Raw genomic sequence first — 23,638 nt, 5'->3', positions numbered from 1 at the left:
ATTCACCTCTTGCCTGCGGCTGTTTTTCGAATATAAGCTGTAAATACTCAAGCCTTCTGAAGAGCGAATCTTCGTTGCACCCTTATGAGTCGCGACAGCAGCAGAATAGCGCCTATAGCCAGACCAGTGATCAGCCCGATCCAGTAACCGTAAGCGCCCAAATCAGTATAAGTCGCGAGCAGGTATCCGACTGGAAGACCAATCACCCAGTAAGCAATGAAACAAATGATGAAGGCAGGGTTGACATCCTTATACCCCCGCAGTACACCTTGAATTGGAGTTGCGATGGCATCGGAGATTTGGAAAAAGATTGCATAGATCAGGAAATGCTGAATTAGAGATATCACTTCAGGTTCATCCGAATACAGCCCGGCGACATGGCTGCCGGCAAACAACAGCACCAGCGCGGTAAGCAGTGAGAGGACCGCTGCCGTTCCAATACCCATGATCCCGTACTGTCGGGCATCCTTAAGGCGGCCGGAGCCGCTCTCGAAGCCGACAAGTATCGTCAGACTCATACAGATGCTCAGCGGAATCATATACAGGGTAGACGCGAAGTTAATCGCTGCCTGGTGGGCTGCAATAGTAACCGTATCAAATCGGCTCATAAGCAGCGTTACGGCTGAGAAAACCGCAGTTTCAAAAAAGATTGAGAAACCGATAGGTACACCGATCTTCATCAGTTCCTTAAAGCTGCTAAGCGACATGGCATGGAATTTGCGGAAGAGCTGCAGGCCTCTGAAGGGCTCGGCTCGATAGATAAAGACCAGGGCAATCAGGAAGATTACCCAGTATGTAATGGCTGAGGCTACACCAGCACCTGCTCCGCCAAGGCGGGGGAATCCGAAGTTACCAAAGATCAGGAGGTAATTGAGGCCCACGTTAACCGGAAGAGCAATCAGTGTGATGAACATCGAGACACGGGTCTGACCCAGTGCGTCAATGCAGCTGCGGACTACGGTATAACCGAACAATGGAATAATGCCAAAAGAAATCGCCCGCAGGAACCGGAATGCAATATTGCGTACCTCTGGCTCCAGGTTCATGAAATGGAGTACCGGCGATAAGGCCAATCCGCCCAGAATGAGCACCAGCATCGATACGAGCAAGGAGAGCCACATGCCTTGCATGACCTGATAGGCGACATCTTTATTGCGGCGGCTGCCGATCAGATGAGAGACAATCGGCGTGATTCCCATTAGAATCCCGCTGAGTCCGGTCTGGATCGGAATCCACAGGCTTGTTCCTATAGCTACACCGGCGAGATCATTTGTGCCGAATTTACCGGACATATTCGTATCGAAGAAAGTGATGGCCGACAATGCAATTTGTGTAATGAGAATCGGAAGCAGGATATGCAGAAACTGTCCGGCTTTTTGTTTAAGGGAAGATGTCTGTTTCATAATAGTGGATGCCCCGTTATCTTAATAGTAGTTGTAGGATGTACATGCTTAATTCTCAGTAAAAAACCCGGCAATTGCCGGGTTCCGGTTCTTCTTATGGTGATTGGATACATCAGATAATTGCTGTAAGCTTATTGTTCGTAATCCACTTCCGAGGTATAACGGTTATTGGCGTTCCAGAGCAGGAATTCATCCACCTTCTCATCCTTCAAGGCGCGGATCTGGTCTTCAACCTGCTTCTTGCCGTATTTGACATAATGGCCACTGCCGAGCCAGCTGGCGGTGAAATCCTGAATCCATGGACGAATTACCGGCTTGTAGCTGCCGAGCGGATCAAGCTTCTTGTGTGTATCGACCATAGAGCCTTTGATTGTAGCATAAGGGTCCTTATCCGGATCTTTGACATCAAACCAGCCGGTAGAGTAATGACTTGGATAGACCATCGGGCTAATGACATCTACATTCTTCGATATTTTGACGAAATCCTGACCAATACCTTCTGCTGCAGGAACTGAGGCTGCATAGCCGAAGATATCAACAGATATACGTACGCCGAGCGGCGCGAGCTCTGCTTTGGCATATTTGACAAAGTCGGCAATGATTTCTACACGCGGTCTGTCACTCTTGGTGTATTTCAGTGTATCTGCACGTTTCTCGAAGCCTTCAGGGAAGCGTACATAGTCAAATTGAATTTCCTTGAATCCGAGCTTCGCAGCTTCTTTGGCAATATCCACATTGTATTTCCACACCGCTTCATTATAAGGATTCACGAAGCTGTCTCCGCCTTTGTTAGCCCAGACTGAGCCGTCGGTATTTACAAAGGATAATTCCTTGTTCTTCTTGGCCAATACAGAGTCCTTGAAAACAACAATCCGGGCAATCGGATATACGTCATGCTCCTTCAGACGTGTCATCAGCTTGTTGATATCTCCAATGAACGGCTGGGGATGTCCCATTTGCTGGAGCTCCGTGTTATCCGTTTTGTATGTGATGTAACCGGCGTCATCCTTGATATCGATGACCATGGAATTCAGTTCCGTCTTGTCGAGCAGGGAGAGCAGGGTTTCCATGCGTTCGCCCCCGGCGCTGTAGGCTGTTACATAAATCCCCTTAACCTTTGGTGCATCCGGCTGCGGATCGGTATTAATTCCTGCTTCTGGTGTTGCACTTGGTGAAGGTTCCGGTGCTGCCGTGCCTCCAGCTCCACCCGTTGTAATCGCTGTTGTCTCTGGATTCGTAGTGTGTTCTGCGACGATGGGGGGATTCATGGCGCTCTGCAGTGCTGCTGCCACATCAGCGTCGTGGCCGTTATTCGGCACACCAACGCCTCCCAGGGCCATCATCAGTAATGCCCAGGTGATGTTCATTCGTTATTCGCTCCCTTTATGTACATTCCCTTAAAGTATAAAGTAACGGATGCACTCAAAAAGAACAGACTTGTAACAATACCCGTAATTTTTTGGTGTCATAAAAAACCGCTCTTGTTGTTTATAAACGGGATGTACAGATTTTGAACCGCTGAATTAAAAAGTAAATGCCGCTCGGATCCGGACACGAAGGCCGAATCTGAAGCGGCAACTATAAAAACTTGCTCTTAGGGCAGCTTGCTCAGTGAAGATACGCAGAATTCTGATGCTCGCAAATGCTGTAATGGATGATATCCATGGCATCTGCCGGTTCCAGAATACTCAGACCGTCACGCAGAACGATTACAGAATTGAGTTCGTCCTGCTTCAGAAACGGTATCATATCGGGATACCACCTCATGACGATTGCTGACAGTTTTACCGTTTCCATTTCCACAAAAATCACCCTTTCCTTTTTCGAATCGAACTGAATTTGAATTCAGGGTCCACCCGGAAAAACGAAGTGCCTGGAAAAAAGAGGGGTAAATCACAATCTTCATGAAATTGATAAGGGTCCTGCGTGGTACTAATATATCACAATTTTAAATTATGCGCATTTTTTTCGGAGCCTATCTTTTGCGGAAAGACCCCATAACCCCGACTGTTTCAACGATGTTCACAAAAGCCTGCGGGTCGCTTGTTTTGATGATCCGTTTGAGCTCAGCGAGTTCGTAACGTGTGGTCACTGTCATTAGCATGTCCCGTTCCACATGAGAATAAGCGCCTTCCGTCTTAATCTTTGTAACACCGCGCTGAAGCCCCAACAATTGCTGCAGAAGCTCATCCGTCCGGGTTGTTACTATATAGACGGTGACTTTGATGTGGCTGACATGAATCAGATCGACGACCTTACCGCTCACATAAATGGAGACCATGGAAGCAAGTGCCAGGTTCCAGTTGTTATCGAAATAAGCTGCGGCCAGAATAACGAGCCCGTTAAGGCCGACCAGGACATTGCCAATCGGGAAATCGCGGTAACGTGTAATAATCGAGCCCAGAATATCGAATCCGCCGGACGAGCCGCCCACACGGAAGGACACTCCGGCCCCGACACCTACAAGCACCCCTCCGAAGACGGAAGCCAGCAGCATATCCGAGGAGACCTGATGCACCGGTACCAGGGTCATCAGCCAGGTTGTGGCTCCGACAGAGAGGATACTGAGGATAATGAACCTCCGTCCGAGCTGGAACCAGCCGGCGGCAAGCAGCGGTACATTGAAGAGTAAGTACAGCAGGCTGATATTAAATGGAGTGAAGTAACCGACCAGCATGGCAAGGCCCGATACTCCTCCACTGAGCAGTCTGTGCGGGATCAGGAACAGATTGAAGCCGCAGGCAATCATCGCAGAACCGAAGATTACGGCCAGATAACTCCCGAATAGTCTGAGTTTCAACAAACAAATTCACCTCTATGTTTAATGTAAGTAATGAAAGAAAGGAATGTACTGGTATTCCTGATCCGGTTTGTGATATAATGTATAGGATATTCTTGAGTAGGACGTTACAATGGTATTTTTGCATTGCTTAGAATGCGAAGTTACAGTTGTCAGGTATATGTAGTGGCCTGATCATAGGACATTTTTTTTGTCCCAATACGCGCTAAACCATGCAGGAAATACGGCATGATTGGACAGCCTATAAATGTGTTTACCGCTACTTAAGAATACAGACAAGCATGTGGAATGTCCACTGTATAGAAGGAGCATGAATAATTTGAAAACATTCGCAGAATTCGGCTTGGAGCCAAAAGTGCTACAAGCAATCACTGAACTAGGATTTGAGGAAGCAACACCCATTCAGGAGCAAGCTATTCCGCTTGCAATGGCCGGATCGGATCTGATCGGCCAGGCGCAGACGGGTACAGGTAAGACTGCTGCTTTCGGGATTCCCCTCATTTCCAAGATCGTCCGGGAAGAAGAGAAAATCGTTGCATTGATTATGACGCCTACACGCGAGCTGGCTATCCAAGTAGCGGAAGAAATCGGCAAATTGACCCGCTTCAAGGGACTTCGTTCACTGGCTATCTATGGCGGGCAGGATATCGGCCGTCAAATCCGCGGACTTAAGAAGAAACCACAGATCATTATTGGTACTCCTGGACGTCTCCTGGATCATATCAACCGCAAAACCATCCGTCTTGATGATGTACAGACCATTGTACTTGATGAAGCTGATGAAATGCTGGATATGGGATTCATGGAGGATATCCAGACGATCCTCAAGCTCGTTCCGGAAGAACGTCAGACGATGCTCTTCTCGGCTACTATGCCTCCTAACATTCAACGTCTTGCCCAGCAGTTCCTGAAGAATCCACAGCATGTATCCGTAATACCTAAGCAAATCAGCGCACCGCTAATCGATCAGGCTTATATTGAAGTTCCTGAACGCCAGAAGTTCGAAGCGCTCAGCCGTTTGATTGATATGGAGTCCCCAGATCTGGCTATCGTCTTCGGCCGTACCAAACGCCGGGTAGACGAGCTTGCTGAAGGATTGCAGAAACGCGGATATTCCGCTGATGGCCTGCATGGTGACTTGTCGCAGAATCAGCGCGATGCTGTAATGCGCAAATTCCGTGACGGCAGTATTGATGTACTGGTTGCTACAGACGTTGCAGCCCGCGGTCTGGACGTTTCGGGTGTAACTCATGTAATCAACTTCGACCTTCCACAGGATCCGGAAAGCTATGTACACCGTATCGGCCGTACCGGCCGTGCCGGTAAAGAAGGAACAGCATGGTCCTTCGTGACTCCGCGTGAAATGGATCACCTGCATCTGATCGAACGTGTTACCCGTCACCGTATTACCCGCAAACCGCTTCCTACAATGGCTGAGGCTATTGAAGGCAAACAGCGCATTACAGCTGAACGTCTGCTGGCAATGGTTGAGGATGGCGGGGAACTGAACGAATACAAAGGTATTGCCATTCAATTGCTGGAACAATATGATTCTGTACAGCTGCTATCCGCAGCTATGAAGCTTCTTACCGGCGATAACAAGGATGCTCAAATCGAGCTGACTCCTGAAGATCCGATCCGTGCGAAACGCCGCGGAGGCAAGAACGATATCCGCAGCGGACGCAAGCCTAACGGCGGCGGCTATGGCGGCAACCGTACAGGCTCCGGAACTGGCAGCAGCAGTGGCGGCGGCTATCGCGGTAACCGTGATAATGCCAGCAGCGGCGGAAGCACACGTGGCGGCTACAGCAGCGGCTATGGCAGCAACAGCGGCAGCAGCTACGGCGGCGGCTACAAAGGCAACCGTGATGCGGGAGCAGGACGCGATGGCGGTGCAAGCCGCAGCGCAGACCGTAAACCGTCGGCACGCCCAAGCAGCACAAGCACCCGTCCGGCTAAACAGGATTACGACGTTTAAGCATTCCGTTTGACATAAGAAGAAGACGAGCGACCGCGAGCGGTTCTCGTCTTCTTTTTTTTTGCAAAGATAAGAATGATATGCTTCGAGTAATACCTTATCCTTATCATGGACGTTTAGATGAAAGTGCGGGTAATAATGACGAGCAGAATGAACAGGACGAGAATGGTACCGGTGGAAGTCCAAGGATTGCAGCAACCGGGTGCGGACATGGGGTTAACCTCCTTTAAACAGTGGTTGTTGTGGTTACGATTCTAATATATGGACGGATCACAGAGCTTGCGTAGACACTTACCTATAACTTGTAAACTTGGGCGCTGGAAAAGTCCGGGTCAAATAGGGTATAGTTAAGATACGCAGTATGCGCTAGATAGACAGGAGGAAGGGAATTGGAGTTTAAGGGAGCAATGGGCGGTTTATACCGCATCACAGAATGGATATCACGTATTGCCTTCAGTAATATTTTGTGGGCACTGTGTTCGATTCCATTTCTGTTCGCAGGAGTTATGAAGATGATTATGCTGGGTTCGGAAGCTGGCGGACCGAATGAGCAGATCATGCTCAACTGGGTACTTGGCGTATTCGCGCCATTCACTGTATTTCCCGCTACGGCGGCGTTGTTCACAGTGGTACGCAAATGGGTAATGGGCAACACAGATGTAAGCACATTCCGCACTTTTTTTCAGGGGTACAAAGAGAATTATTTCAAAAGCATGCTTGGAGGCATTATCTACACCCTGCTGTTCGTGATTATGTACGTGGATGTTACCGTATACATGACACAAATGGCCAATTTCAAAATCGTCGGTATTCTGATGCTCGTGCTGATGATTATTTTGTTCGTTTCCATGTTCAATTTCTTCTCGATCGTGGTTCATTACCAGATGACCTTCAAGGAAGTGGTGACCAACTCCATTCTGTTGACCATCGCCCGGCCGATCCGTGTATTCTCTACACTAATTGGTTCAGCGGTTCTTCTCTATATAGGTCTGCGGTATCCGGTGCTCTACGCTCTTTGTATTCCTACTTTCATTGCTATGCTTGCTTTCTTTAACTTCTATGCAACGTATAATAAGCTGCAGCTGCAGGTGGAGAAGAAGAAGCTGGCTGAAGAGCAGGCGGCGCTGGAAGCAGCCGAGAATGAAGGTATGCCTTCTGACGAGGATGAAGAGGAAGCGGAAGAGGGTATTAACCTCAAGAAGAGTTAACATTCCGATAACTGAAAGATCAATGATTTAGACGGAAAATTATTCCAGTGTTAATTAAAGCGCATACAGGTTTACTTTTTCGTTAAAACGCAATATAATATTAATAAATCCTGCGATGTACGTTATGGTTGCTCGTTGTTTTGAACCAATGATAATGTCTTGGGAGATCTACATGAAGCGCGGCTGAACAGCCCTGTCTATACGACTTGGGGAATTCAAAAACGACTTCTGCGGTCACCCACCTGCTATAGCAGGTTCAGAAGACACTGCAGCCGGACGGCATAGGCGGGTTTTCTACTGTTTTTGACAAGGCACCCTGTTACCTGCTTATCTGCAGGAGTAGGGTGCCTTTTATAGTGTGTGTTTCGGGGGTATTTACCCGGACAAAGTGCGCTATGCTCTTTTGTTCCGTGGATAAGAGTGTTACACTTAGAGTAATGAACTTGGGATTTGAAGAGGGGGAAGAATTTTGTCGTTGAAAAGAACCTTGGTCGGTTTATTTCGCAGTCATGACGGAACAAGCGACCGTGCAAAAGATCCGACACTCAAAACACGTTATTACACTCTTTCAAGAGACAAGGCGTGGGATGAAGTATCCGCAACGCTGAAGAAGATTCCTGGATTCAAAGTGCTTCACGAAGTACAGTCTGTAGGGGAGATCACCCTGGAGAAGAGAACGGCATTCGGTCGCACACTGGATATCACCGTATCTGTGCTGAGTACCTCGCCGGTACGCTGTGCCGTAGATATGTATTCTGCATCCAGAGGATCGCTTGGCGATTTGGGTGCCAATTACCGTGTCATTCAGCGTTTGTACCAGTCATTGGATAAGAAGCTGGGCAAATATAAGGCTGATTAAGAACGAATTGCACTTTTCTGTCCAGAGATTGTATGCGGTTTCTAAGCACGGTACAGGCCGTGCCGGGCAATAATAAATAGGGCTCATCATACGCAAAAAGCGGGAGAAGGATGACCTTCTTCCGCTTTTTTTCACAAAAGTAAGACTGAAAAGTATAAGTATGGTGCGCTTGAGGTTACAACAGTGCCCGAACAGCAGAAATGGCAGCTTCATAGTCCGGATGCTCTGCCATTTCGGCGAGATATTCAACATAAGCCAGCTTGTCATTCTTGTCCACGACGAAAATGGAACGCATATCCAGACGGAATTCCTTGATCAGTACACCGTAGGCTTGTCCGAAGGAGGTTTCCTTGTGGTCAGAGAGTGTAATTACACTGTCAATGCCTGCAGCGCCACACCAGCGTGCCTGAGCGAAAGGCAGGTCTGTGCTGATAGTGAGGATAACCACGTCATCGCCGAGACCGGCGGCCTCACTGTTGAAGCGGCGGGTCTGTGCATCGCATACACCGGTATCGAGGGAAGGCACAACGCTGATCAGCTTTATTTTGCCGGCATAATCACCGAGTGAAGCATCTTCCAGCAGATTCTTGCTTACCACGAATGCTGGTGCGGAATCTCCTGCCTTCAGTTCAGGTCCTACGAGAGTAATGGGATTGCCTTTAAAAGTAGCTACGCCTGTTCTTTCTTGCGTCATGTCCTTATTTCCTCCTTGGATTGCAATATTGGATTGTTACTGCCACAATAAATTATAATCTTTTTAGAAGCTGAATGTCGAGCCGGACAACATACATAAAAGGATGGGTGCTATGATTTTCATACGATACGAGAAGTGGAAAAGTTATCTCCGGTATTATCCGGTAACCTGTGTGCTGATTCTGGCCAATGTACTGATGTTCATTGTGCTGTCGCTGAATGGCGGCTCAACGAATCTGCAGACCCTCGTGAAGTTCGGGGCAACGGTAAATGTCGGACCAGAGAAAGAGGAGCTGTGGCGCTACGCTGCGGCCATGTTCCTGCATAATGGCTTTGCCCATCTGTTCTTTAACAGTTTCGCTCTGCTGGTATTTGCGCCTCCCCTGGAGCGGCTGATGGGCTGGTGGCGGTATGCGCTGTTGTATCTGGCCGGCGGGTTCCTGGCGAACCTTCTGGGGGTTGCCATCAGCGGCCGCGGAGTAGTTGAGATCGGGATTGTCTCTGTAGGCGCCTCCGGTGCCATCTACGCCGTTTATGGCGCATTCCTCTACATTGCGTTACTGCAAAGAACGATGATGGACGAGGGCTCGCGCAAGACACTGTATGGCCTCCTGGTGATGGGGATTATTATGTCGTTTGCCACACCGCATGTAGATTATATGGCCCATATCGGCGGTCTGGTAGCCGGATTCTTCATTTATGGATTAATGATCCGCGTGTTCAAACGAAACCGAAGATAAGAGAGGGTGTAGACGTGGAGCTTAGACAGCTGCAGTATTTTCTAAAGGTTGCCCAAAAAGAACATGTCACCAGAGCGGCGGAAGAACTGCATGTCGCACAATCTGCAGTAAGCCGCCAGATCCATCAGCTTGAGCAGGAGCTTGGTGTAGATCTGTTCATGCAGAAAGGGAGGAACCTGCAGCTTACTCCTGTCGGACAGCTCTTTTGCAAAAGAGTAGAGTCGCTCCTAAATGAACTGGACCGTTCGGTGGCGGAGGTTCATGAATTCCTTGATCCGGAGCGCGGGGAGATCCGCATCGGCTTCCCGCATAGCCTCGGGACCCATCTCATTCCTTCCATTGTTGCGGAATTCCGCCGTCATTATCCGCATGTTAAATTCCGCTTTAAGCAGGGGGCCTATCCGTCGTTAATTAAGGATGTGATTTCGGGTGAGGTGGACCTGGCCTTCATTTCTCCATTTCCGGAGAATGACGGGCATGTGGCCGGCGATATTGTAATGACTGAAGAGCTGTTCGCCATTCTGCCACAGAATCATCCGCTGGCCGGAGAGGAAGTGATTCGGCTTGAACAGCTGCGGGAAGAGAAATTCGTCTTATTCAGCCAAGGCTACTCGCTGCGGCCGATTGTATGGCAGGCTTGTCTGCAGGCGGGGTTCAAGCCGCAGATTGCTTTTGAAGGCGGGGAGACAGATACGATCCGCGGTCTGGTAGCTGCCGGGATGGGAGTAAGTCTGCTTCCGGAGATGGCGTTCTACCAGACCAATCCAATGCAGCCGGCTCAGGTCCGGGTCGTCGAACCCTCAGTTACAAGAACGGTGGGGCTGATTCACAGGGCGGACGGTAAGCTTCCGCTGGTGGCCCGTTCATTCCGTACCTTCCTGCTAACTTATTTCAAAGACAGACAGCAAAACAATACCCCGGTCGGCTCATAGCCTACCGGGGTATTGTTTGTGATTAACTAAGGCTAACTTTTAGTCGCGGTTGCCCAGGAACATGAGGATCAGTCGGATAAGCTCGAGCAGCGAGACTAATGCTGCTGCCACGTATGTGAGAGCTGCGGCATTCAGGACCTTGGCGACACCGCGTTCTTCTTCATTGCGGATGAATCCTTGCTGTACCATGATCTCGCGTGCACGGCTACTGGCATTGAACTCAACAGGCAGCGTGACAAGCTGGAAAGCTACTGCGGCCGAGAAGAAAATGATCCCCAGACCAATAAGATTCAACGAGCTGAAGATAAAACCGGCCAGTAACATAAAGGGTGCAACACCTGATGCGAAGTTAACGACCGGGAACATCCGGTGGCGGAGCGTAAGCATCGGATAATGTTCCTTATGCTGAATCGCATGGCCAATCTCGTGACAGGCGACGGAAACCGCTGCAATGGAGCTTTCATAATATACTGGCTCTGACAGCCGGACAACACGGTTGATCGGGTCGTAGTGGTCGGAGAGGGTACCCCGTACCGGTTCAATGGGTACATCGTACAGTCCGTTTGCATCAAGCATACGGCGTGCGGCCTCATATCCGGTCAATCCATTCAGGTTGGGCACCTGGGCCCATTTCTTGAAATTACCCTTAACCCTGAACTGGGCCCAGACAGAGAAGATAAAAGCGATAATTAATAATAGATACATTAGGGGCATCATTATGTCTCATTCCTCCACTTTAAGTTACAAGCTGTTACATTGGCGGCCCCTGCGTCAGCAGAAGCCGGATCGCTTCCATGCAGGCAACGCCTTGCGGAATTAATGCTGCTAATGCCCGGTTGGCCTGTCCGGGCTTCAAACCGCTGATCACCGGTTCAAGAGCCTTGACTTCGCGCTCAAGCTGCTGCATCTGAATCTCAAGCTGAACCAGTTTGCCCGAGACCTCGGCTTCCGGTGTAGCTGCGTTCCATTTGCCCATCAGGGATTTGATTTCTTCCAATGTATATTTCTCCTGCTTTAGCTGATTAATACGTTGTAAATTGATCAAGGTTTCATGACTGTACAGCCGGTAGTTCTTCATGCTTCTTGATTCGGGTGTAATAAGTCCAAGCTTCGTATAATAATCAATGGTACGTTCACTGGTGCCGGCCGCCTTGGCCAGCTCACCAATCCGGTAAAGGGTCATATCTCCAAGTCATCTCACCTCGCTCGAAGCGGCAGGCTGTAATACAGCGATGTGCTCTGCTTCAATTATTATTCCTATCATTTATGATACCAAATCGCAAACTATACAGTCAAACGTCACACTTACTTAAAGTATATGCAGTGATTTCTTAAAGATTCGCTGTTGTTTTATATGAGGAGATACCTTCTTTGCAGAGCGCAGAGCAAAATGTTCAGAATAGTAGGGACTCAGATTGAGAAGTGTAAGTAATATATAACATAACATGTGATGTATTTACTTAAGAACCCTGAACATCATAGATATTCTTATGAGCTGCTTAGGAAAAGTAGTTAAACTTATTTTATATTGAAGCTAAACAAGGTTGATGTCAGGAAAAATTCGGCGTGAAAAGGTATGTTTACTAACAGACATTAATAAAAATACATAATGAATAATCTTGAATACTGCACAAAGTGTATACGCTTGCATCCTTGTCAAGTATAGGAGCTGGCGGTTTCTGCGGAATATCTGCAATCTTGCGGGAGAATTGTCATATGGTGAATAAATCGAGAGCTTCCAATAATAAATTAATACATTCAAAAAAATAGTCTTGTCAATTTCCCTGACTTCTGATTATAATGACATTAAGAGTTTCACGCTTTGTTAGAAAATATAACATTGGGGAGTGGGGTAAAGTATGAAAAAAAAGATGTTGATGATGTTCCTGGCCATGGTTACACTGATGATCTATCCGGTCAGCGCATTTGCTGCTGAGGGTCCGGCAACACCGGATCTGCAAATTGGACTTGACACTGCATTTACGTTCCTGGCATTTATCCTTGTGTTCTTTATGCAAGCTGGTTTCGCAATGCTTGAAGCCGGTTCGGTCCGGATGAAGAATGCAGGTCACGTTGCCGGCAAGACGGTACTGACACTGGCCATTGCAAGCTTGTGTTTCTGGGCTCTGGGCTTTGGTCTTGGCTTCGGTAACGGCAATAGCTTCTTCGGTACTACAGGCTTCTTCTACGGTGGAGATACAACAGGTTCTTCGTTTGAATCCCTGGCATTCTCTGATGTAACCCTAAATGTTAAATTCCTGTTCCAAATGGCTTTCGCAGCAGTATCCTTGGCGATTGTATCTGGTGGTATGGCAGAACGTGCTAAGCTAAGCGTATACATCATTTTCGGAATTCTCTTCTCGGTAGTGATCTATCCGGTTGTGGCTCACTGGGTATGGGGCGGCGGCTGGTTGGCTGAGCTGGGCATGCAGGACTATGCAGGTTCCACGGTGGTCCATCTTACAGGTGCAACTGCAGCTGTTGTGGCAACAATCCTCCTTAAACCCCGTCTGGGCAAGTTCAATAAAGAAGGTAAACCGGTTATCATTCCTGGTCACAACCAGGTATTCACAGTACTCGGCGTTATCATTCTCTGGTTCGGCTGGTTTGGCTTCAACCCGGGTAGTGCATTGTCCCCTATGGGCGGATTCTTCGGCCACGTGGCACTGACAACGAACCTGGCTGCTGCGGCAGGCGGTCTGGCGGCACTGATTGCTTCCTGGCTGTACTTCGGCAAGTCGGATATTCCGGCAATGCTGAACGGTGTTCTTGCTGCACTTGTTGCTATCACTGGTGCCTGCGCATTTGTAGAGCCTTGGGCGGCTATTCTTATCGGATTTGTGGCTGGAGCATTCACCTTCATGACTTCACAGTGGCTGGAACGTGCAGGTCTTGACGATCCGATCTACGCCTTCTCTGTTCACGGTATTGCAGGGGTTTGGGGAGCCATTTCTACAGGCTTGTTCGCAACACCTGAGCTTGTTGAAACTGTTGGTGTCGGTAAAGCCGGTTTGTTCTACGGCGGAGGTGCACATCAGCTGGGAGTACAGGCGCTTGGTGTGATCGGTACCTTTGCTTTCGTAGCGGTGATGTCCTTCATTATCCTCTACGTAATGAAAATGGTTATCGGACTTCGTGTAACGGAAGAAGAAGAATTGATGGGTCTGGATATCAGTGAGCATGGTACTTACGGTTATCCTGAACAAATGAAACTGATCACAGAATCGGAATCCAAACCCTTGAAATAATTATATCTTCTACTCAATAGGGAGGCGGACCGAGTGGCTTCGATGGAGACAGCAGACTGGAACGAAGATGAAAGATACATGTCCATCGTAACGGCCGGTTCGCCGCAGGAGCTTAAGGCCAGGCGTACCGCTTGTCAAAAAGTACTTCTGGAGCAATTAAACGTTATTCCGGCCCAGGAATGGATGTGCCGGGTGAATGCAATGCATGATCAGATTGCAAAAACAGCGGTACACATATGTGAGGCGCAGATGAAGGAGGCGGGCTATGGCCTGCCTCCCTGCGCCTATTCCTTTATTGTATTCGGCAGTGCAGGCAGACAGGAAGCTACGCTGTGGAGTGATCAGGATAATGGTTTGATTGTAGAAGGTGAGCTGGATGGGCTCAAGAAAAGCTATTTCGAAGCCTTCGGCGCCATGTTGTCCGATGTGCTTGAAACTGCAGGTTACGAGAAATGCGGCGGCAAGGTGATGTGCTCCGAGCCTTTGTGGCGTAAAACGCTGTCTGAATGGGAGCATCAGCTGGAGGGCTGGATGGAGCAGCTGGAATGGGAGCCTGTCCGTTACCTGATCATAGCTTCTGATATGCGCCATGTGGCCGGCAGCGTAGAATTGTCCGCGAAGTGGAAGGAAGCTTTTCATGCCGGTTTTGCGGACAATCACAAGCTGACGATGGCTGTGCTGCGAAATACCGTTCGCCATAAGGCAACACTTAATCTGCTGGGACAGGTACTCACGGAGCGGTTTGGCGATCATGCAGGCGGTTTTGATGTCAAATACGGACTTTATATCCCGCTTGTCAATATTGTCAGACATTTGTCGCTGCTGCACGGGATAGAGGATTCTTCGACGCTGAAGAGGCTTGAGCATTTGGCTGAACTGGACAAATACCAGCATCTTGAAGAGATCCGGAGGGCATTTCTGACGGCCTTGAAGATGCGTGTGAATACGCCTTATACGGTGGAGGATGGCTTGCTTGCAAGCAGTGATTACTATGCCGAGAGTGATTTGAAGAATAAGCAGCTCAGAAGTGAGCTGCGGGAAAGTCTGCTGCTGGTCAGGCGTCTGCACAAGGCCCTGCAGCGACAGCTCCGGTCCGCGGAAAGGAGACAGCCATGAAGGAGCCGAACAAAGGCGGAGGGTTCTGGAACAACCTGAGACAAGGCGGAATGCCATCCGCCATCGCTTCCATGAGAGGCGGAGAATCGGCCCAGCAAACCGCACAGCAGATGGCTTTTATCCGTTCTCTTATGCGCGAAAAACGGCGTCCGGAAGTGCTGCACACTCCGCTCTCTGAGCTGGAGACCGTTATATTTGATCTTGAGACTACCGGCTTCTCCCATCAGGGAGGGGATGAGATTATGTCCTTCGGGGCGATCCGTGTGGTAGGGGAAGAGATTAAGGAAGACGAATGTTTCTATACGCTGGTGAATTGCGGGACGGCTATTCCTGATAATATTACCAGGCTGACCGGGATTTCAGAAGAAATGACATCCAGTGCCCCGTCTTTGATGGATGGACTGCACAATTTCATGTCCTTTGTCGGCCAGAGAGTGCTGGTAGCGCATGGAAGTGCACATGATAAATCTTTTCTGAACGCCGCCTTATGGAAAACCTCCAAGGTGCAGCTGACCCACCGGGTACTGGATACGATGATGCTGGCCCGCTGGCTGGAGCCGCACCGCAGTAATTACACGCTGGATGAGCTGCTGGCCATTCACGAGATCCCGATTGAAGGCCGTCATCATGCGCTTGAAGATGCCAAAATGACGGCGAAATTATGGGTAGCGTATCTCCGGCAGATTTCCCAAAAGAACCAGGTGGAGACATTGGGCGATCTGTACGCTTATCTAAGCAGGACTTAAGGGCACATGCTGTAGGGCAGGTGTCTGTGCAGAGCCGCTATTGTCCGTACGCTGTATTAGGAACCCGTTCAACAGCGGAGTACCGGTATGGCCGGTTCCCGGAGAGCCGATCAGGTATATCTTGAATTCAGGCCCCAGCGAAGACAAACCATTTAGATCGGCAAGAGAAGGCCAGGGCGCAGCATGCGGATGGGAGTGGAAAAATCCGACAGGTGCGGGTTCACGGTATACGGCTCTGATCCACTCTCCGGGATCAGGTACAAAAGAATGCAGCGGGTCAGGCGCTACGTTGCGTATCGGCACATAGCTGTCGATACACATGCCACCCGCTGCGGCAGCTCCCAGCAGGATTCCGCAGGCTTCCTGCGGATAACAGGACAGCAGATGCTTCCCCAGCATATGCTGTACGGAAGAGCTCAGTCGGATGGATTGGGGGATTCCCTGGCTAGCTGTCATATCTTCACCCCTCTCTCTTCATGGGATTTCGTCTTTGACGGAATCCTCTTTTTTATTGTAAATAACGTTTGAAACTGCAGCAGGTGGGGGTACAATAGAGGAAAAACCTCTAAGCAAAGGAACTGACTCCTATGAAAGCAGTCCATAAACGGAATTTGACTGTTCTGGCCCTGATTGTTTTTCTGGCCGTTCTTGCCATAGAGCATAGAAGCAAGGCTGAAACGAAAGCGGTCGCGGTCCTTCAGCAGCAGGCGGAGCCGGAGACTGGTGCTTCCGCAGGCTTGAGAGCCCCTTCATTCATACTGCAGGAAGGCGACAAACGGTATGAAGTCGGGGGAGCCAGGGAGAAAGCGGTAATGCTGAATTTCTGGGCCTCCTGGTGTGATCCTTGCCAGCAGGAAGCTCCGGAGCTGAACAGGCTGGCAATGAAATACAGCGACGTGCTGGATATTTACGGCATCAATGTTACCAGCCAGGATTATAAACCCAACGCAGAACGGTTCGTCAAAAAGTACATGCTGGCTTTTCCGGTGATGTATGATCTGAAAGGCCAGATTTTCGATAAATATAATGGAGCCGTATTCCCGACTAATGTACTAATTGACAAGAATGGTGTCATTAGCGAGATCATTCTGGGTGTCCTGACCGCTGAGGAATTGGAGCAGAAGATTATCGCCTTAACCGGCTCCTAACGAGGCCGGCAGCAAGGTGCTGCAAAGCCCCCCGGTGCGGATGTACTTCCGCACCGGAGGGCTTTTGCATTGAACAACCTATGGATAAAGGCAGTTAGTGATTGACTAAGCCTCTCGGTTCACTGCTGGCCTGGGTGTCCTGATCCAGCGAAATCTGTCCGAGCAGGGCATAGCGCATAGAATCGACCAGTGCCTCCCAGCTCGCTTCAATCACGTTGCTGGATACGCCTACTGTGCTCCAGGTGTCTCCGTAGTCTTTGGATTCAATGAGTACGCGAACCTTCGCTGCGGTCTGGTCCTGCTCGTCAAGCACCCGGACCTTATAGTCTGAGAGGTGCATATCCTTAAGCTGCGGGAAATACGTCTGCAGCGCCTTGCGCAGCGCGTTATCCAGCGCATTGACCGGACCATTGCCTTCTGCTGCAGTGTACAGGTTCTCGCCGCCGACCTTCAGTTTGACGAAGGCTTCAGAGACGACGGGGCGGCCGGCAGTTTTCTCTACCAGCATCTTGAACGACTCAAAGGTGAACAGCTCGTTCATCTCTCCGGTAGCTTCCCGGAGCAGCAGTTCAAGCGAGGCATCCGCCCCTTCGAACTGATATCCCTGATGCTCCAGGTCCTTGATCTTATCAATAACCTTGCGGGCCTGTTCGCTGCTTGGATCGAGACTGAGCCCCATCTCCTGGGCTTTGGACAGCACATTGCTCTGTCCTGCGAGTTCGGAGACAAGCACACGCTGTTTGTTGCCGACCAGCTCGGGAGCGATATGCTCATAGGTGCGCGAATCGCGCAGAATGGCCGAGACATGAATGCCGCCCTTATGGGCAAAAGCCGCGGTTCCGACATAAGGCTGGTTTACCGGCATGTTCACGTTGGCGACTTCGCTGATGAACCGGGCGGTGTTGGTTAATTGGGGTAACGAATCTCCCGGGATACAGTGATACCCCATCTTCAGCTGCAGGGTTGGAATGATGGAGCACAGATTGGCGTTGCCGCAGCGCTCGCCGTAGCCGTTGATGGTTCCCTGTACCTGACGTACACCCGCACCGATTGCGCTTAAAGTGTTAGCTACCGCAAGCTCGCAATCGTTGTGTGTATGAATGCCCAGAGCAGCACCCGGAAGCTGGATGCCCATGCCGGAGACAATCTCCTGAATTTCATGCGGCAGGGTTCCGCCGTTAGTATCGCACATTACAAGCCAGTCGGCTCCGGCTTCGCGGGCACAGGCGAGTACGGCAGCAGCATATTCGGGGTTGTTCTTATACCCGTCGAAGAAATGCTCCGCATCGAAAATGACCTCCAGACCCTGGCGTTTCAGGTAGGAGATGGAGTCGCCGATCATGGCCAGGTTCTCTTCAAGGGTAGTCTGCAGCGCAGTATGAACGTGGAAGTCCCAGGACTTCCCGACCAGGGTCGCTGCCGGAACGCCGGCATCAATCATTCTTTGCAGCCCGTCGTCGTGCTCCGCTACCGAATTCTTGCGCCGGGTACTGCCGAATGCTGTGATTTTGGCATTCAGATGGAGCTCCTGGACTCTTTTGAAAAATTCGATGTCTTTGTTGTTGCTTCCAGGATTGCCGCCTTCAATATAATGGACACCCAGATCGTCGAGTTTCCTGGCAATCTTCAGCTTGTCATCCGCCGACAGACTGATCCCTTCGCCTTGAGTGCCGTCGCGCAGGGTAGTATCGAAGATGGAGATAGACTTAGACATGAGTGTCCTCCTAAAAGTGTTGTTTAGCATAACTTCCTTGAAACCGCTTCGTGCAAAACTGGCCTCGGAAGCATTAGCTTAAGTTGTAGTTGTAGTTAGCATACACATATATGAAATTAATTTTTATATTATAGCATTTTTACGCGGGAAAGTAACAAAGAACTTTTCATTTAATCGTCACAAGAGGCTCTTCTGCAAGTTGACCTCCCGCAAGGTGAAGAGGTATGCTGGAAATAACAATGGAACCCTGAAGATAAGAAGGTAGATACCATGCAGAATGTGGATCAATATTATCCGGCAAGCGGCAGGGTTATTCTCCATGTGGATATGAATGCCTTTTACTGCTCGGTGCATGAGGCGGAGGATCCGGAGCAATATAAAGGTAAAGCGACGGCCGTTGCCGGCAGCGTGGAGTCCAGACGGGGAATCATCGTCACTTGCTCGTACGCCGCACGCAGACTTGGCATCTCAACGGGGATGCAGGTTCAGAAGGCGCTGCGTATCTGTCCATCCTTAATCCTTATTAAGCCGGACTTTCATTTATACCGCAAGTACTCGAATGCATTTATGCAAATTGCTTACAGCTATACTCCGCTGCTTGAAGCGGTATCGATAGACGAATGTTATCTGGATATTACCGGTTCGCGCCAATTCGGGACCCCTCCGCAGATTGCCGAGACGCTGCAGCGGCGTATTATGGAAGAGCTGGGTCTACCCTGCTCCATCGGGATTGCCCCCAATAAGCTGCTGGCGAAGATTGCCTCTGATCTCAAAAAGCCGAATGGCATATCCGTGCTGCGGCTGCGCGATGTGCCGTCCATTCTATGGAACAAACCCTGCAACGAGATGTTCGGAATCGGCAGCAAGACGGCCGAGAAGCTGAAGAAGCTGGGTATTTACAGCATTGGACAGCTGGCGGCGGCGGATGAGGCGATGCTGGTCGGACATTTTGGCGTGATGGGCTCGTGGCTGAAGCGGGCCGGCAACGGGATCGATCACGGGGTAGTGAACCCTGAGCGGGAGCAGAGCAAGTCCATCGGGCATACGACTACGCTGCCGCGGGATGTAGTGGGGCTTGCGGAGGCGCGTCCAATCCTGCTGAATCTCAGCGATCAGGTGGCTCGGCGGCTGCGGAAGCAGGGTCTGGTCGCTGCGGGAGTGCAGCTTACGATCCGTACACCGGATATGAAGACGATTACCCGTTCGCGCCAGCTGGAGGCACCTACAGAGAGCGCTGAAGATATCTATAAGGCTGCCCTGGACCAGTTCGCGCGCCACTGGAAGGGCGATAAGCCGGTGAGGCTGCTGGGTGTGACCCTTCAGGGGCTGACGCTCAAGGAGGATTCCGCGATTCAGCTTGACTTGTTCGATTACGAACGGCAGCCGAAGAAGGAATCGCTGAATAAGGCGATGGATATGCTGCGCAACAAGTTCGGCGAGAATGCGGTGCTGACGGCAGGCATGCTCACTGACAGCCACTCTGCGCGGCTGCGCAATCACAAGGAGCGGGGAACCTCACTGCAGAAGGACAATCTTAGCGGCGCGGACCGGGATACCGACTGAGATATCGGCCCGGAATTGCAGCCTGGATGTGGCCGTTTAATAGGGCAATACTGTAAACACATTGAAAATTCATTGAAATTGTATCCTATTTATATTAATATGAGAAAAATAACAGACTGCTACTGCAGGCTGTATTGTTTAAGCGGGAGGCAGAGATAAAATGGCTAAGTACACTTGGGTCGAAAAAGATACATGCATCGCTTGTGGTGCTTGTGGCGCGACGGCCCCTGATATTTTTGATTACGATGACGAAGGTTTGGCAGAAGTGATCTACGAGAATGACGGTAACCACGGGAATGTAGTGATTCCGGACGACTTGTTCGATGACCTGCAGGATTCAGCGGATGGATGCCCTACAGACTCCATCAAGATCGCGGATGCGCCGTTCAACAAAGAAGGCTAAGTCCGGACTTCCATTCATCAGTACCTAATGTAAGGATCGGATATAGGGTGAACCTTATATTTGATCCTTACATTAACATAAAGGCATCTCCTGACCGTGATAAATGCGGCTTGAGATGTCTTTTTTTAATGTCCTGACCGATATAAAATATAAAGAAACTAAGATTGAATCATAGATCCCGGAGGCCAATGTGAAAAATTCGCAGCATCTTAAAGCATATGTGCAGATGCATCCTGATAACAAGATGGCATGGTACTTGCTCGGTAAGGAATACTATAAGAACGGTCAGCAGGGAAAAGCCAATTACTGCTTCAACCAGGCCGGCGAAGTGTATGAAGCTTTTGAGCACAGCAAGGTGCCGGCGGATATGCTGAAGCAATATGAGGATGGGCTGCTGCAATCCGCCCGGGAGCGCCAGGCAGGCAGACTGCGGAAACGCCGTGTGCTGCTGGCCTTCATGTTGCTGCTGCTGTTGCTGATCCCGGCTGGAGTGGCACCGGGGGTAAGCCAGGAAAGCTCTGAAGCACCGGACGGGGAGAATGCGGCTGTTGCCCTGGCTGAGCTGCCGGCAATAGATGATGAAGAGACTCCGGAAGTTCAGCCAAGCCTGTCCTTCACCGCTGTCGGGGCAGACGCCGTCTCCCGCGGACAGGGACTGGCGGGTATCCTGCTGAAGGCACAAACGCCTTCCGCCACGGCGATGCTAAGCATGGAGCGGGCGGGCAAGTGGCTGGTGTGGAAGAAGAAGCTTCCGCTGGCGGCTACGCTTGCCAAGAGTGGGGACGGACGCGTAGTGTACCAGTCCTATAATCCGGTTGTCTGTGACTGCCAGCCGCCTGATCCGGCGGAAATCAAGAAGCAGGCGGGGCTGTGGCAGGAGAAGCAGGAGGAGCTTGCTGTGCTCTGGAGTGCCATGCGGGCCTATAAGACGACCGAGGGGGCCCTTCCAGGTTCACTGCAGGAGCTGGTGAAGCCTTTTCCGGCCAATTGGCTGGGCGGCACGACACCGCTGATGAAGGAACAGTTCGGTCCGCTCCGCGGGGCAGCAGCGGGATTTACTGCAGTGCCAAGCCCTTCTCCGCAGCCTACCGTAACACCGGCCGCCGGTTCACCGGGGCAAGGTCAGACAATCGGGGGCAGTCCTGAGGCGGGCAGCGGAGCCGGCGGGGCAGGAACCCCCTTTTTTACAGAACCGCTCATGATTATTGTTGATAAACAAAAACACCGTCTGGCAATAACCAGCGGCAATATTATTCTGCGGAACTATGCAGTCGGATTAGGCGGGGAGAAGACGCCTGAGGGTAGCTTCGTGATCCGGGATAAAGTGGTCAATCCCAATGGACATGATAACGGTGAATTCGGCAGCCGGGGCATGCAGCTCTCGGACAGTAATTATGCAATACACGGTACGAATGAACCGGAAAGCATCGGGAAGGATGAATCACTGGGCTGTATCCGGATGAGCCGGAAGGATGTGGAGGAGCTGTTCGCGATGGTGCCGATGGGCACGAAAGTGCAGATTAGTAAAGGGGTCCTGCCTGAGGAGCTAGTCGCGCCGGAGGACCGGTTCCCTTCGGATGCGCCCCCAAATCAGACCAACCCCCATAAGGTCTACCATTGGTTGAATTAGTTCCCTGCTACGATAAACAAAACGACAATGAGAAGGACCAGCAGTACCAGACTTGCACTGATCCATAGGATCGCCTTGCGGTTAACTTCTTCTTTCTTCTGCTGCAGTGTAGGAGGTTTGCGTTTAGTTGACATATTGTCATCCTTCTTTCTCTCTTTATCTGTGATTACCCTTACATTGTAATGCGTTTACAAGAAAATTACTATACTTTGAGGGACAGGTTGGAACAATCGCTGCGGCAAAAAACTTTTCTTTTCACCCGGAAACGGATAAAATTAAGAAGAAACCTATAGATACGGGAGTCGCCCTGCGATTTGTGGTTCCCTTGAAGGAGCGAGAACGGTGCTGTATCGACATTTTGGTAAACCAATTTTCTTTAAAATGGACCCGGAGAAGGCGCACCATCTCGTCATAGGCGGACTAAATAAAGCGAATTTAGTTCCCGGCGGAAGTGCGGCGATGCGCCTCATGTACGGTGTTCCTGAGACTGCTGATCTGGCAGTGGATCTGTTTGGCGTGCATTTCCCGACACCGGTAGGCTTAGCTGCAGGACTGGATAAGAATGCTGAAGCGGTAGGAGGCTTCTCTTCAATCGGCTTCGGATTTATGGAAGTAGGCACTGTGACGCCGCTGGGCCAGCCGGGCAATGACAGCCCGCGGTTATTCCGTCTATTGCCCGACAAGGCGCTGATTAACCGGATGGGCTTCAACAATGAAGGCGCAGCGGCCATGGCTGAGCGTCTGAAGGGGATGAAGAAGCGCAGGATTCCGGTTGCGGTCAATATCGGGCGCAACAAGGCCACCCCGAATGAATTGGCGCATGAGGATTACCGCCAGTGTATCCGTACGCTATATCCGTACGGTGATTTTTTTGTGGTCAATATCAGCTCGCCAAATACGCCGGATCTCCGGAGTCTACAGCATGGCAGTGAGCTCTCGAACCTGCTGAGCCAGGTGAAGGAGGAAATGGAGCTGCAGCGGGTGAAGACTGGAGAAGCCAAAGGGCTGCTGGTGAAGATCGCTCCTGATGTCAGCGACGGCGAGCTGGAATATATGGTACATACAATCACAGAGGCTGGAATGGACGGCGTGATTGCCACCAATACAACACTTGTCCGTGAAGGTCTGAAGAGTGACAAAGCCGGTGAAACGGGAGGACTCAGCGGCCAGCCGCTGCGCGACCGCTCCACAGAGATTATCCGCAGAATCTACAGCCAGACCGGCGGCAAGCTGCCGATTATCGGCTCGGGCGGGATTTTTACAGCCCAGGATGCTTATGACAAAATCCGGGCAGGCGCAAGCCTGGTCGAAATTTATACAGCACTCATCTATGAAGGGCCGGAGGTTAACCGCAAAGTGCATGCCGGATTACGGCAGCTGCTGCGGCGGGACGGTTTCCGGGGGCTCCTAGAAGCGGTGGGCGCTGATCATCACTGAAGGATGAATGGACAGGAGGA

24 protein-coding genes and 1 other RNA gene are annotated in these 23,638 nt (G+C 50.5%); 14 read left to right on the top strand and 11 right to left on the bottom strand.

Annotated features, from left to right (window positions below; genetic code table 11):
- Window positions 1-47 precede the first annotated feature (47 nt).
- The 4 genes from MKZ24_RS26125 to MKZ24_RS26110 form a co-directional block, all read right to left on the bottom strand.
- On the bottom strand, window positions 48-1,403 hold the full coding sequence (locus tag MKZ24_RS26125; RefSeq protein WP_042235030.1) for an MATE family efflux transporter: 1,356 nt from the start codon (window positions 1,401-1,403) through the stop codon (window positions 48-50).
- 131 nt (window positions 1,404-1,534) lie between these two features.
- Window positions 1,535-2,770: a putative glycoside hydrolase gene (locus MKZ24_RS26120; protein WP_340788271.1), complete on the bottom strand. Its 1,236-nt coding sequence runs from the start codon at window positions 2,768-2,770 to the stop codon at window positions 1,535-1,537.
- Window positions 2,771-3,011: 241 nt separating this feature from the next.
- Window positions 3,012-3,200, bottom strand: coding sequence for a hypothetical protein (locus MKZ24_RS26115; RefSeq protein WP_171718441.1), 189 nt, complete (start codon window positions 3,198-3,200; stop codon window positions 3,012-3,014).
- 178 nt (window positions 3,201-3,378) lie between these two features.
- Window positions 3,379-4,203 (bottom strand): YitT family protein, encoded by an 825-nt coding sequence (locus MKZ24_RS26110; RefSeq protein ID WP_039299805.1) that lies wholly within the window; start codon window positions 4,201-4,203, stop codon window positions 3,379-3,381.
- Window positions 4,204-4,522: 319 nt separating this feature from the next.
- Here MKZ24_RS26110 and MKZ24_RS26105 point away from each other — a divergent pair, with 319 nt between their 5' ends.
- On the top strand, window positions 4,523-6,181 hold the full coding sequence (locus MKZ24_RS26105) for a DEAD/DEAH box helicase (RefSeq protein WP_042235034.1): 1,659 nt from the start codon (window positions 4,523-4,525) through the stop codon (window positions 6,179-6,181).
- Between the two features lie 116 nt (window positions 6,182-6,297).
- Here MKZ24_RS26105 and MKZ24_RS26100 read toward each other — a convergent pair whose 3' ends face one another.
- Complete coding sequence (locus tag MKZ24_RS26100; RefSeq protein WP_039299719.1) at window positions 6,298-6,393, bottom strand: hypothetical protein; 96 nt, start codon at window positions 6,391-6,393, stop codon at window positions 6,298-6,300.
- 177 nt (window positions 6,394-6,570) lie between these two features.
- Between MKZ24_RS26100 and MKZ24_RS26095 the strand changes: the two genes are divergently transcribed.
- From MKZ24_RS26095 to MKZ24_RS26085, 3 genes are all read left to right on the top strand, one after another.
- The gene (locus MKZ24_RS26095) at window positions 6,571-7,389 is read left to right on the top strand and encodes a YesL family protein (protein ID WP_042235036.1); all 819 of its coding nucleotides are present in this window, start codon (window positions 6,571-6,573) and stop codon (window positions 7,387-7,389) included.
- A 104-nt stretch (window positions 7,390-7,493) separates the two neighbouring features.
- A non-coding RNA gene (gene ssrS / locus MKZ24_RS26090) (6S RNA) lies at window positions 7,494-7,685 on the top strand.
- Window positions 7,686-7,858: 173 nt separating this feature from the next.
- Window positions 7,859-8,248: a DUF1499 domain-containing protein gene (locus MKZ24_RS26085; protein WP_039299722.1), complete on the top strand. Its 390-nt coding sequence runs from the start codon at window positions 7,859-7,861 to the stop codon at window positions 8,246-8,248.
- A 175-nt stretch (window positions 8,249-8,423) separates the two neighbouring features.
- Here MKZ24_RS26085 and tpx read toward each other — a convergent pair whose 3' ends face one another.
- Complete coding sequence (gene tpx, locus MKZ24_RS26080; protein WP_042235038.1) at window positions 8,424-8,942, bottom strand: thiol peroxidase; 519 nt, start codon at window positions 8,940-8,942, stop codon at window positions 8,424-8,426.
- Window positions 8,943-9,054: 112 nt separating this feature from the next.
- Here tpx and MKZ24_RS26075 point away from each other — a divergent pair, with 112 nt between their 5' ends.
- On the top strand, window positions 9,055-9,681 hold the full coding sequence (locus tag MKZ24_RS26075) for a rhomboid family intramembrane serine protease (protein ID WP_042235039.1): 627 nt from the start codon (window positions 9,055-9,057) through the stop codon (window positions 9,679-9,681).
- 14 nt (window positions 9,682-9,695) lie between these two features.
- Window positions 9,696-10,613 carry a LysR family transcriptional regulator gene (locus tag MKZ24_RS26070; protein ID WP_039299738.1) on the top strand — a complete coding sequence of 306 codons (918 nt, stop codon included), beginning with the start codon at window positions 9,696-9,698 and terminating at the stop codon, window positions 10,611-10,613.
- Window positions 10,614-10,652: 39 nt separating this feature from the next.
- Here MKZ24_RS26070 and MKZ24_RS26065 read toward each other — a convergent pair whose 3' ends face one another.
- Together MKZ24_RS26065 and MKZ24_RS26060 are read right to left on the bottom strand one after the other, a co-directional pair.
- A complete protein-coding gene (locus MKZ24_RS26065; RefSeq protein WP_442950510.1) occupies window positions 10,653-11,330 on the bottom strand; it encodes a zinc metallopeptidase in 678 nt (225 codons plus the stop codon).
- Between the two features lie 34 nt (window positions 11,331-11,364).
- Window positions 11,365-11,796, bottom strand: coding sequence for a MerR family transcriptional regulator (locus MKZ24_RS26060; RefSeq protein WP_042135737.1), 432 nt, complete (start codon window positions 11,794-11,796; stop codon window positions 11,365-11,367).
- A gap of 676 nt (window positions 11,797-12,472) precedes the next feature.
- On the opposite strand from MKZ24_RS26060, the gene MKZ24_RS26055 reads away from it, so the two are divergent.
- Genes MKZ24_RS26055 through MKZ24_RS26045 form a run of 3 tightly spaced genes read left to right on the top strand, consistent with a single transcriptional unit; the run spans window position 12,473 to window position 15,723 of the window.
- On the top strand, window positions 12,473-13,861 hold the full coding sequence (locus tag MKZ24_RS26055) for an ammonium transporter (protein WP_042235041.1): 1,389 nt from the start codon (window positions 12,473-12,475) through the stop codon (window positions 13,859-13,861).
- A gap of 42 nt (window positions 13,862-13,903) precedes the next feature.
- Window positions 13,904-14,977: a DUF294 nucleotidyltransferase-like domain-containing protein gene (locus MKZ24_RS26050; RefSeq protein ID WP_042242170.1), complete on the top strand. Its 1,074-nt coding sequence runs from the start codon at window positions 13,904-13,906 to the stop codon at window positions 14,975-14,977.
- A complete protein-coding gene (locus tag MKZ24_RS26045; RefSeq protein WP_042135741.1) occupies window positions 14,974-15,723 on the top strand; it encodes an exonuclease domain-containing protein in 750 nt (249 codons plus the stop codon). Before MKZ24_RS26050 ends, MKZ24_RS26045 begins: the two co-directional genes overlap by 4 nt.
- On the opposite strand, the gene MKZ24_RS26040 is transcribed toward MKZ24_RS26045, so the two are convergent.
- On the bottom strand, window positions 15,709-16,179 hold the full coding sequence (locus tag MKZ24_RS26040; RefSeq protein ID WP_340788256.1) for a M67 family metallopeptidase: 471 nt from the start codon (window positions 16,177-16,179) through the stop codon (window positions 15,709-15,711). The two genes, MKZ24_RS26045 and MKZ24_RS26040, sit on opposite strands and share 15 nt — an antisense overlap.
- Before the next feature lie 131 nt (window positions 16,180-16,310).
- On the opposite strand from MKZ24_RS26040, the gene MKZ24_RS26035 reads away from it, so the two are divergent.
- On the top strand, window positions 16,311-16,871 hold the full coding sequence (locus tag MKZ24_RS26035) for a TlpA family protein disulfide reductase (protein WP_340788254.1): 561 nt from the start codon (window positions 16,311-16,313) through the stop codon (window positions 16,869-16,871).
- Window positions 16,872-16,965: 94 nt separating this feature from the next.
- Here MKZ24_RS26035 and cimA read toward each other — a convergent pair whose 3' ends face one another.
- A complete protein-coding gene (cimA, locus tag MKZ24_RS26030; RefSeq protein ID WP_340788251.1) occupies window positions 16,966-18,585 on the bottom strand; it encodes a citramalate synthase in 1,620 nt (539 codons plus the stop codon).
- 270 nt (window positions 18,586-18,855) lie between these two features.
- On the opposite strand from cimA, the gene MKZ24_RS26025 reads away from it, so the two are divergent.
- The 3 genes from MKZ24_RS26025 (at window position 18,856) to MKZ24_RS26015 (ending at window position 22,181) form a co-directional block, all read left to right on the top strand.
- On the top strand, window positions 18,856-20,148 hold the full coding sequence (locus MKZ24_RS26025) for a DNA polymerase IV (RefSeq protein WP_042235047.1): 1,293 nt from the start codon (window positions 18,856-18,858) through the stop codon (window positions 20,146-20,148).
- A 160-nt stretch (window positions 20,149-20,308) separates the two neighbouring features.
- Complete coding sequence (locus tag MKZ24_RS26020) at window positions 20,309-20,551, top strand: ferredoxin (RefSeq protein ID WP_036702186.1); 243 nt, start codon at window positions 20,309-20,311, stop codon at window positions 20,549-20,551.
- A gap of 190 nt (window positions 20,552-20,741) precedes the next feature.
- Complete coding sequence (locus MKZ24_RS26015; protein ID WP_340788245.1) at window positions 20,742-22,181, top strand: L,D-transpeptidase; 1,440 nt, start codon at window positions 20,742-20,744, stop codon at window positions 22,179-22,181.
- Here MKZ24_RS26015 and MKZ24_RS26010 read toward each other — a convergent pair.
- On the bottom strand, window positions 22,178-22,315 hold the full coding sequence (locus MKZ24_RS26010) for a hypothetical protein (protein WP_167549535.1): 138 nt from the start codon (window positions 22,313-22,315) through the stop codon (window positions 22,178-22,180). The genes MKZ24_RS26015 and MKZ24_RS26010 overlap by 4 nt on opposite strands.
- Window positions 22,316-22,523: 208 nt before the next feature.
- On the opposite strand from MKZ24_RS26010, the gene MKZ24_RS26005 reads away from it, so the two are divergent.
- Complete coding sequence (locus MKZ24_RS26005) at window positions 22,524-23,618, top strand: quinone-dependent dihydroorotate dehydrogenase (RefSeq protein ID WP_340788238.1); 1,095 nt, start codon at window positions 22,524-22,526, stop codon at window positions 23,616-23,618.
- Window positions 23,619-23,638 lie beyond the last annotated feature (20 nt).

Source organism: Paenibacillus sp. FSL R7-0297 (genome assembly GCF_038009025.1).
GTDB lineage: Bacteria > Bacillota > Bacilli > Paenibacillales > Paenibacillaceae > Paenibacillus_AQ.
This window is presented reverse-complemented; position numbering and strand designations above follow the sequence as displayed.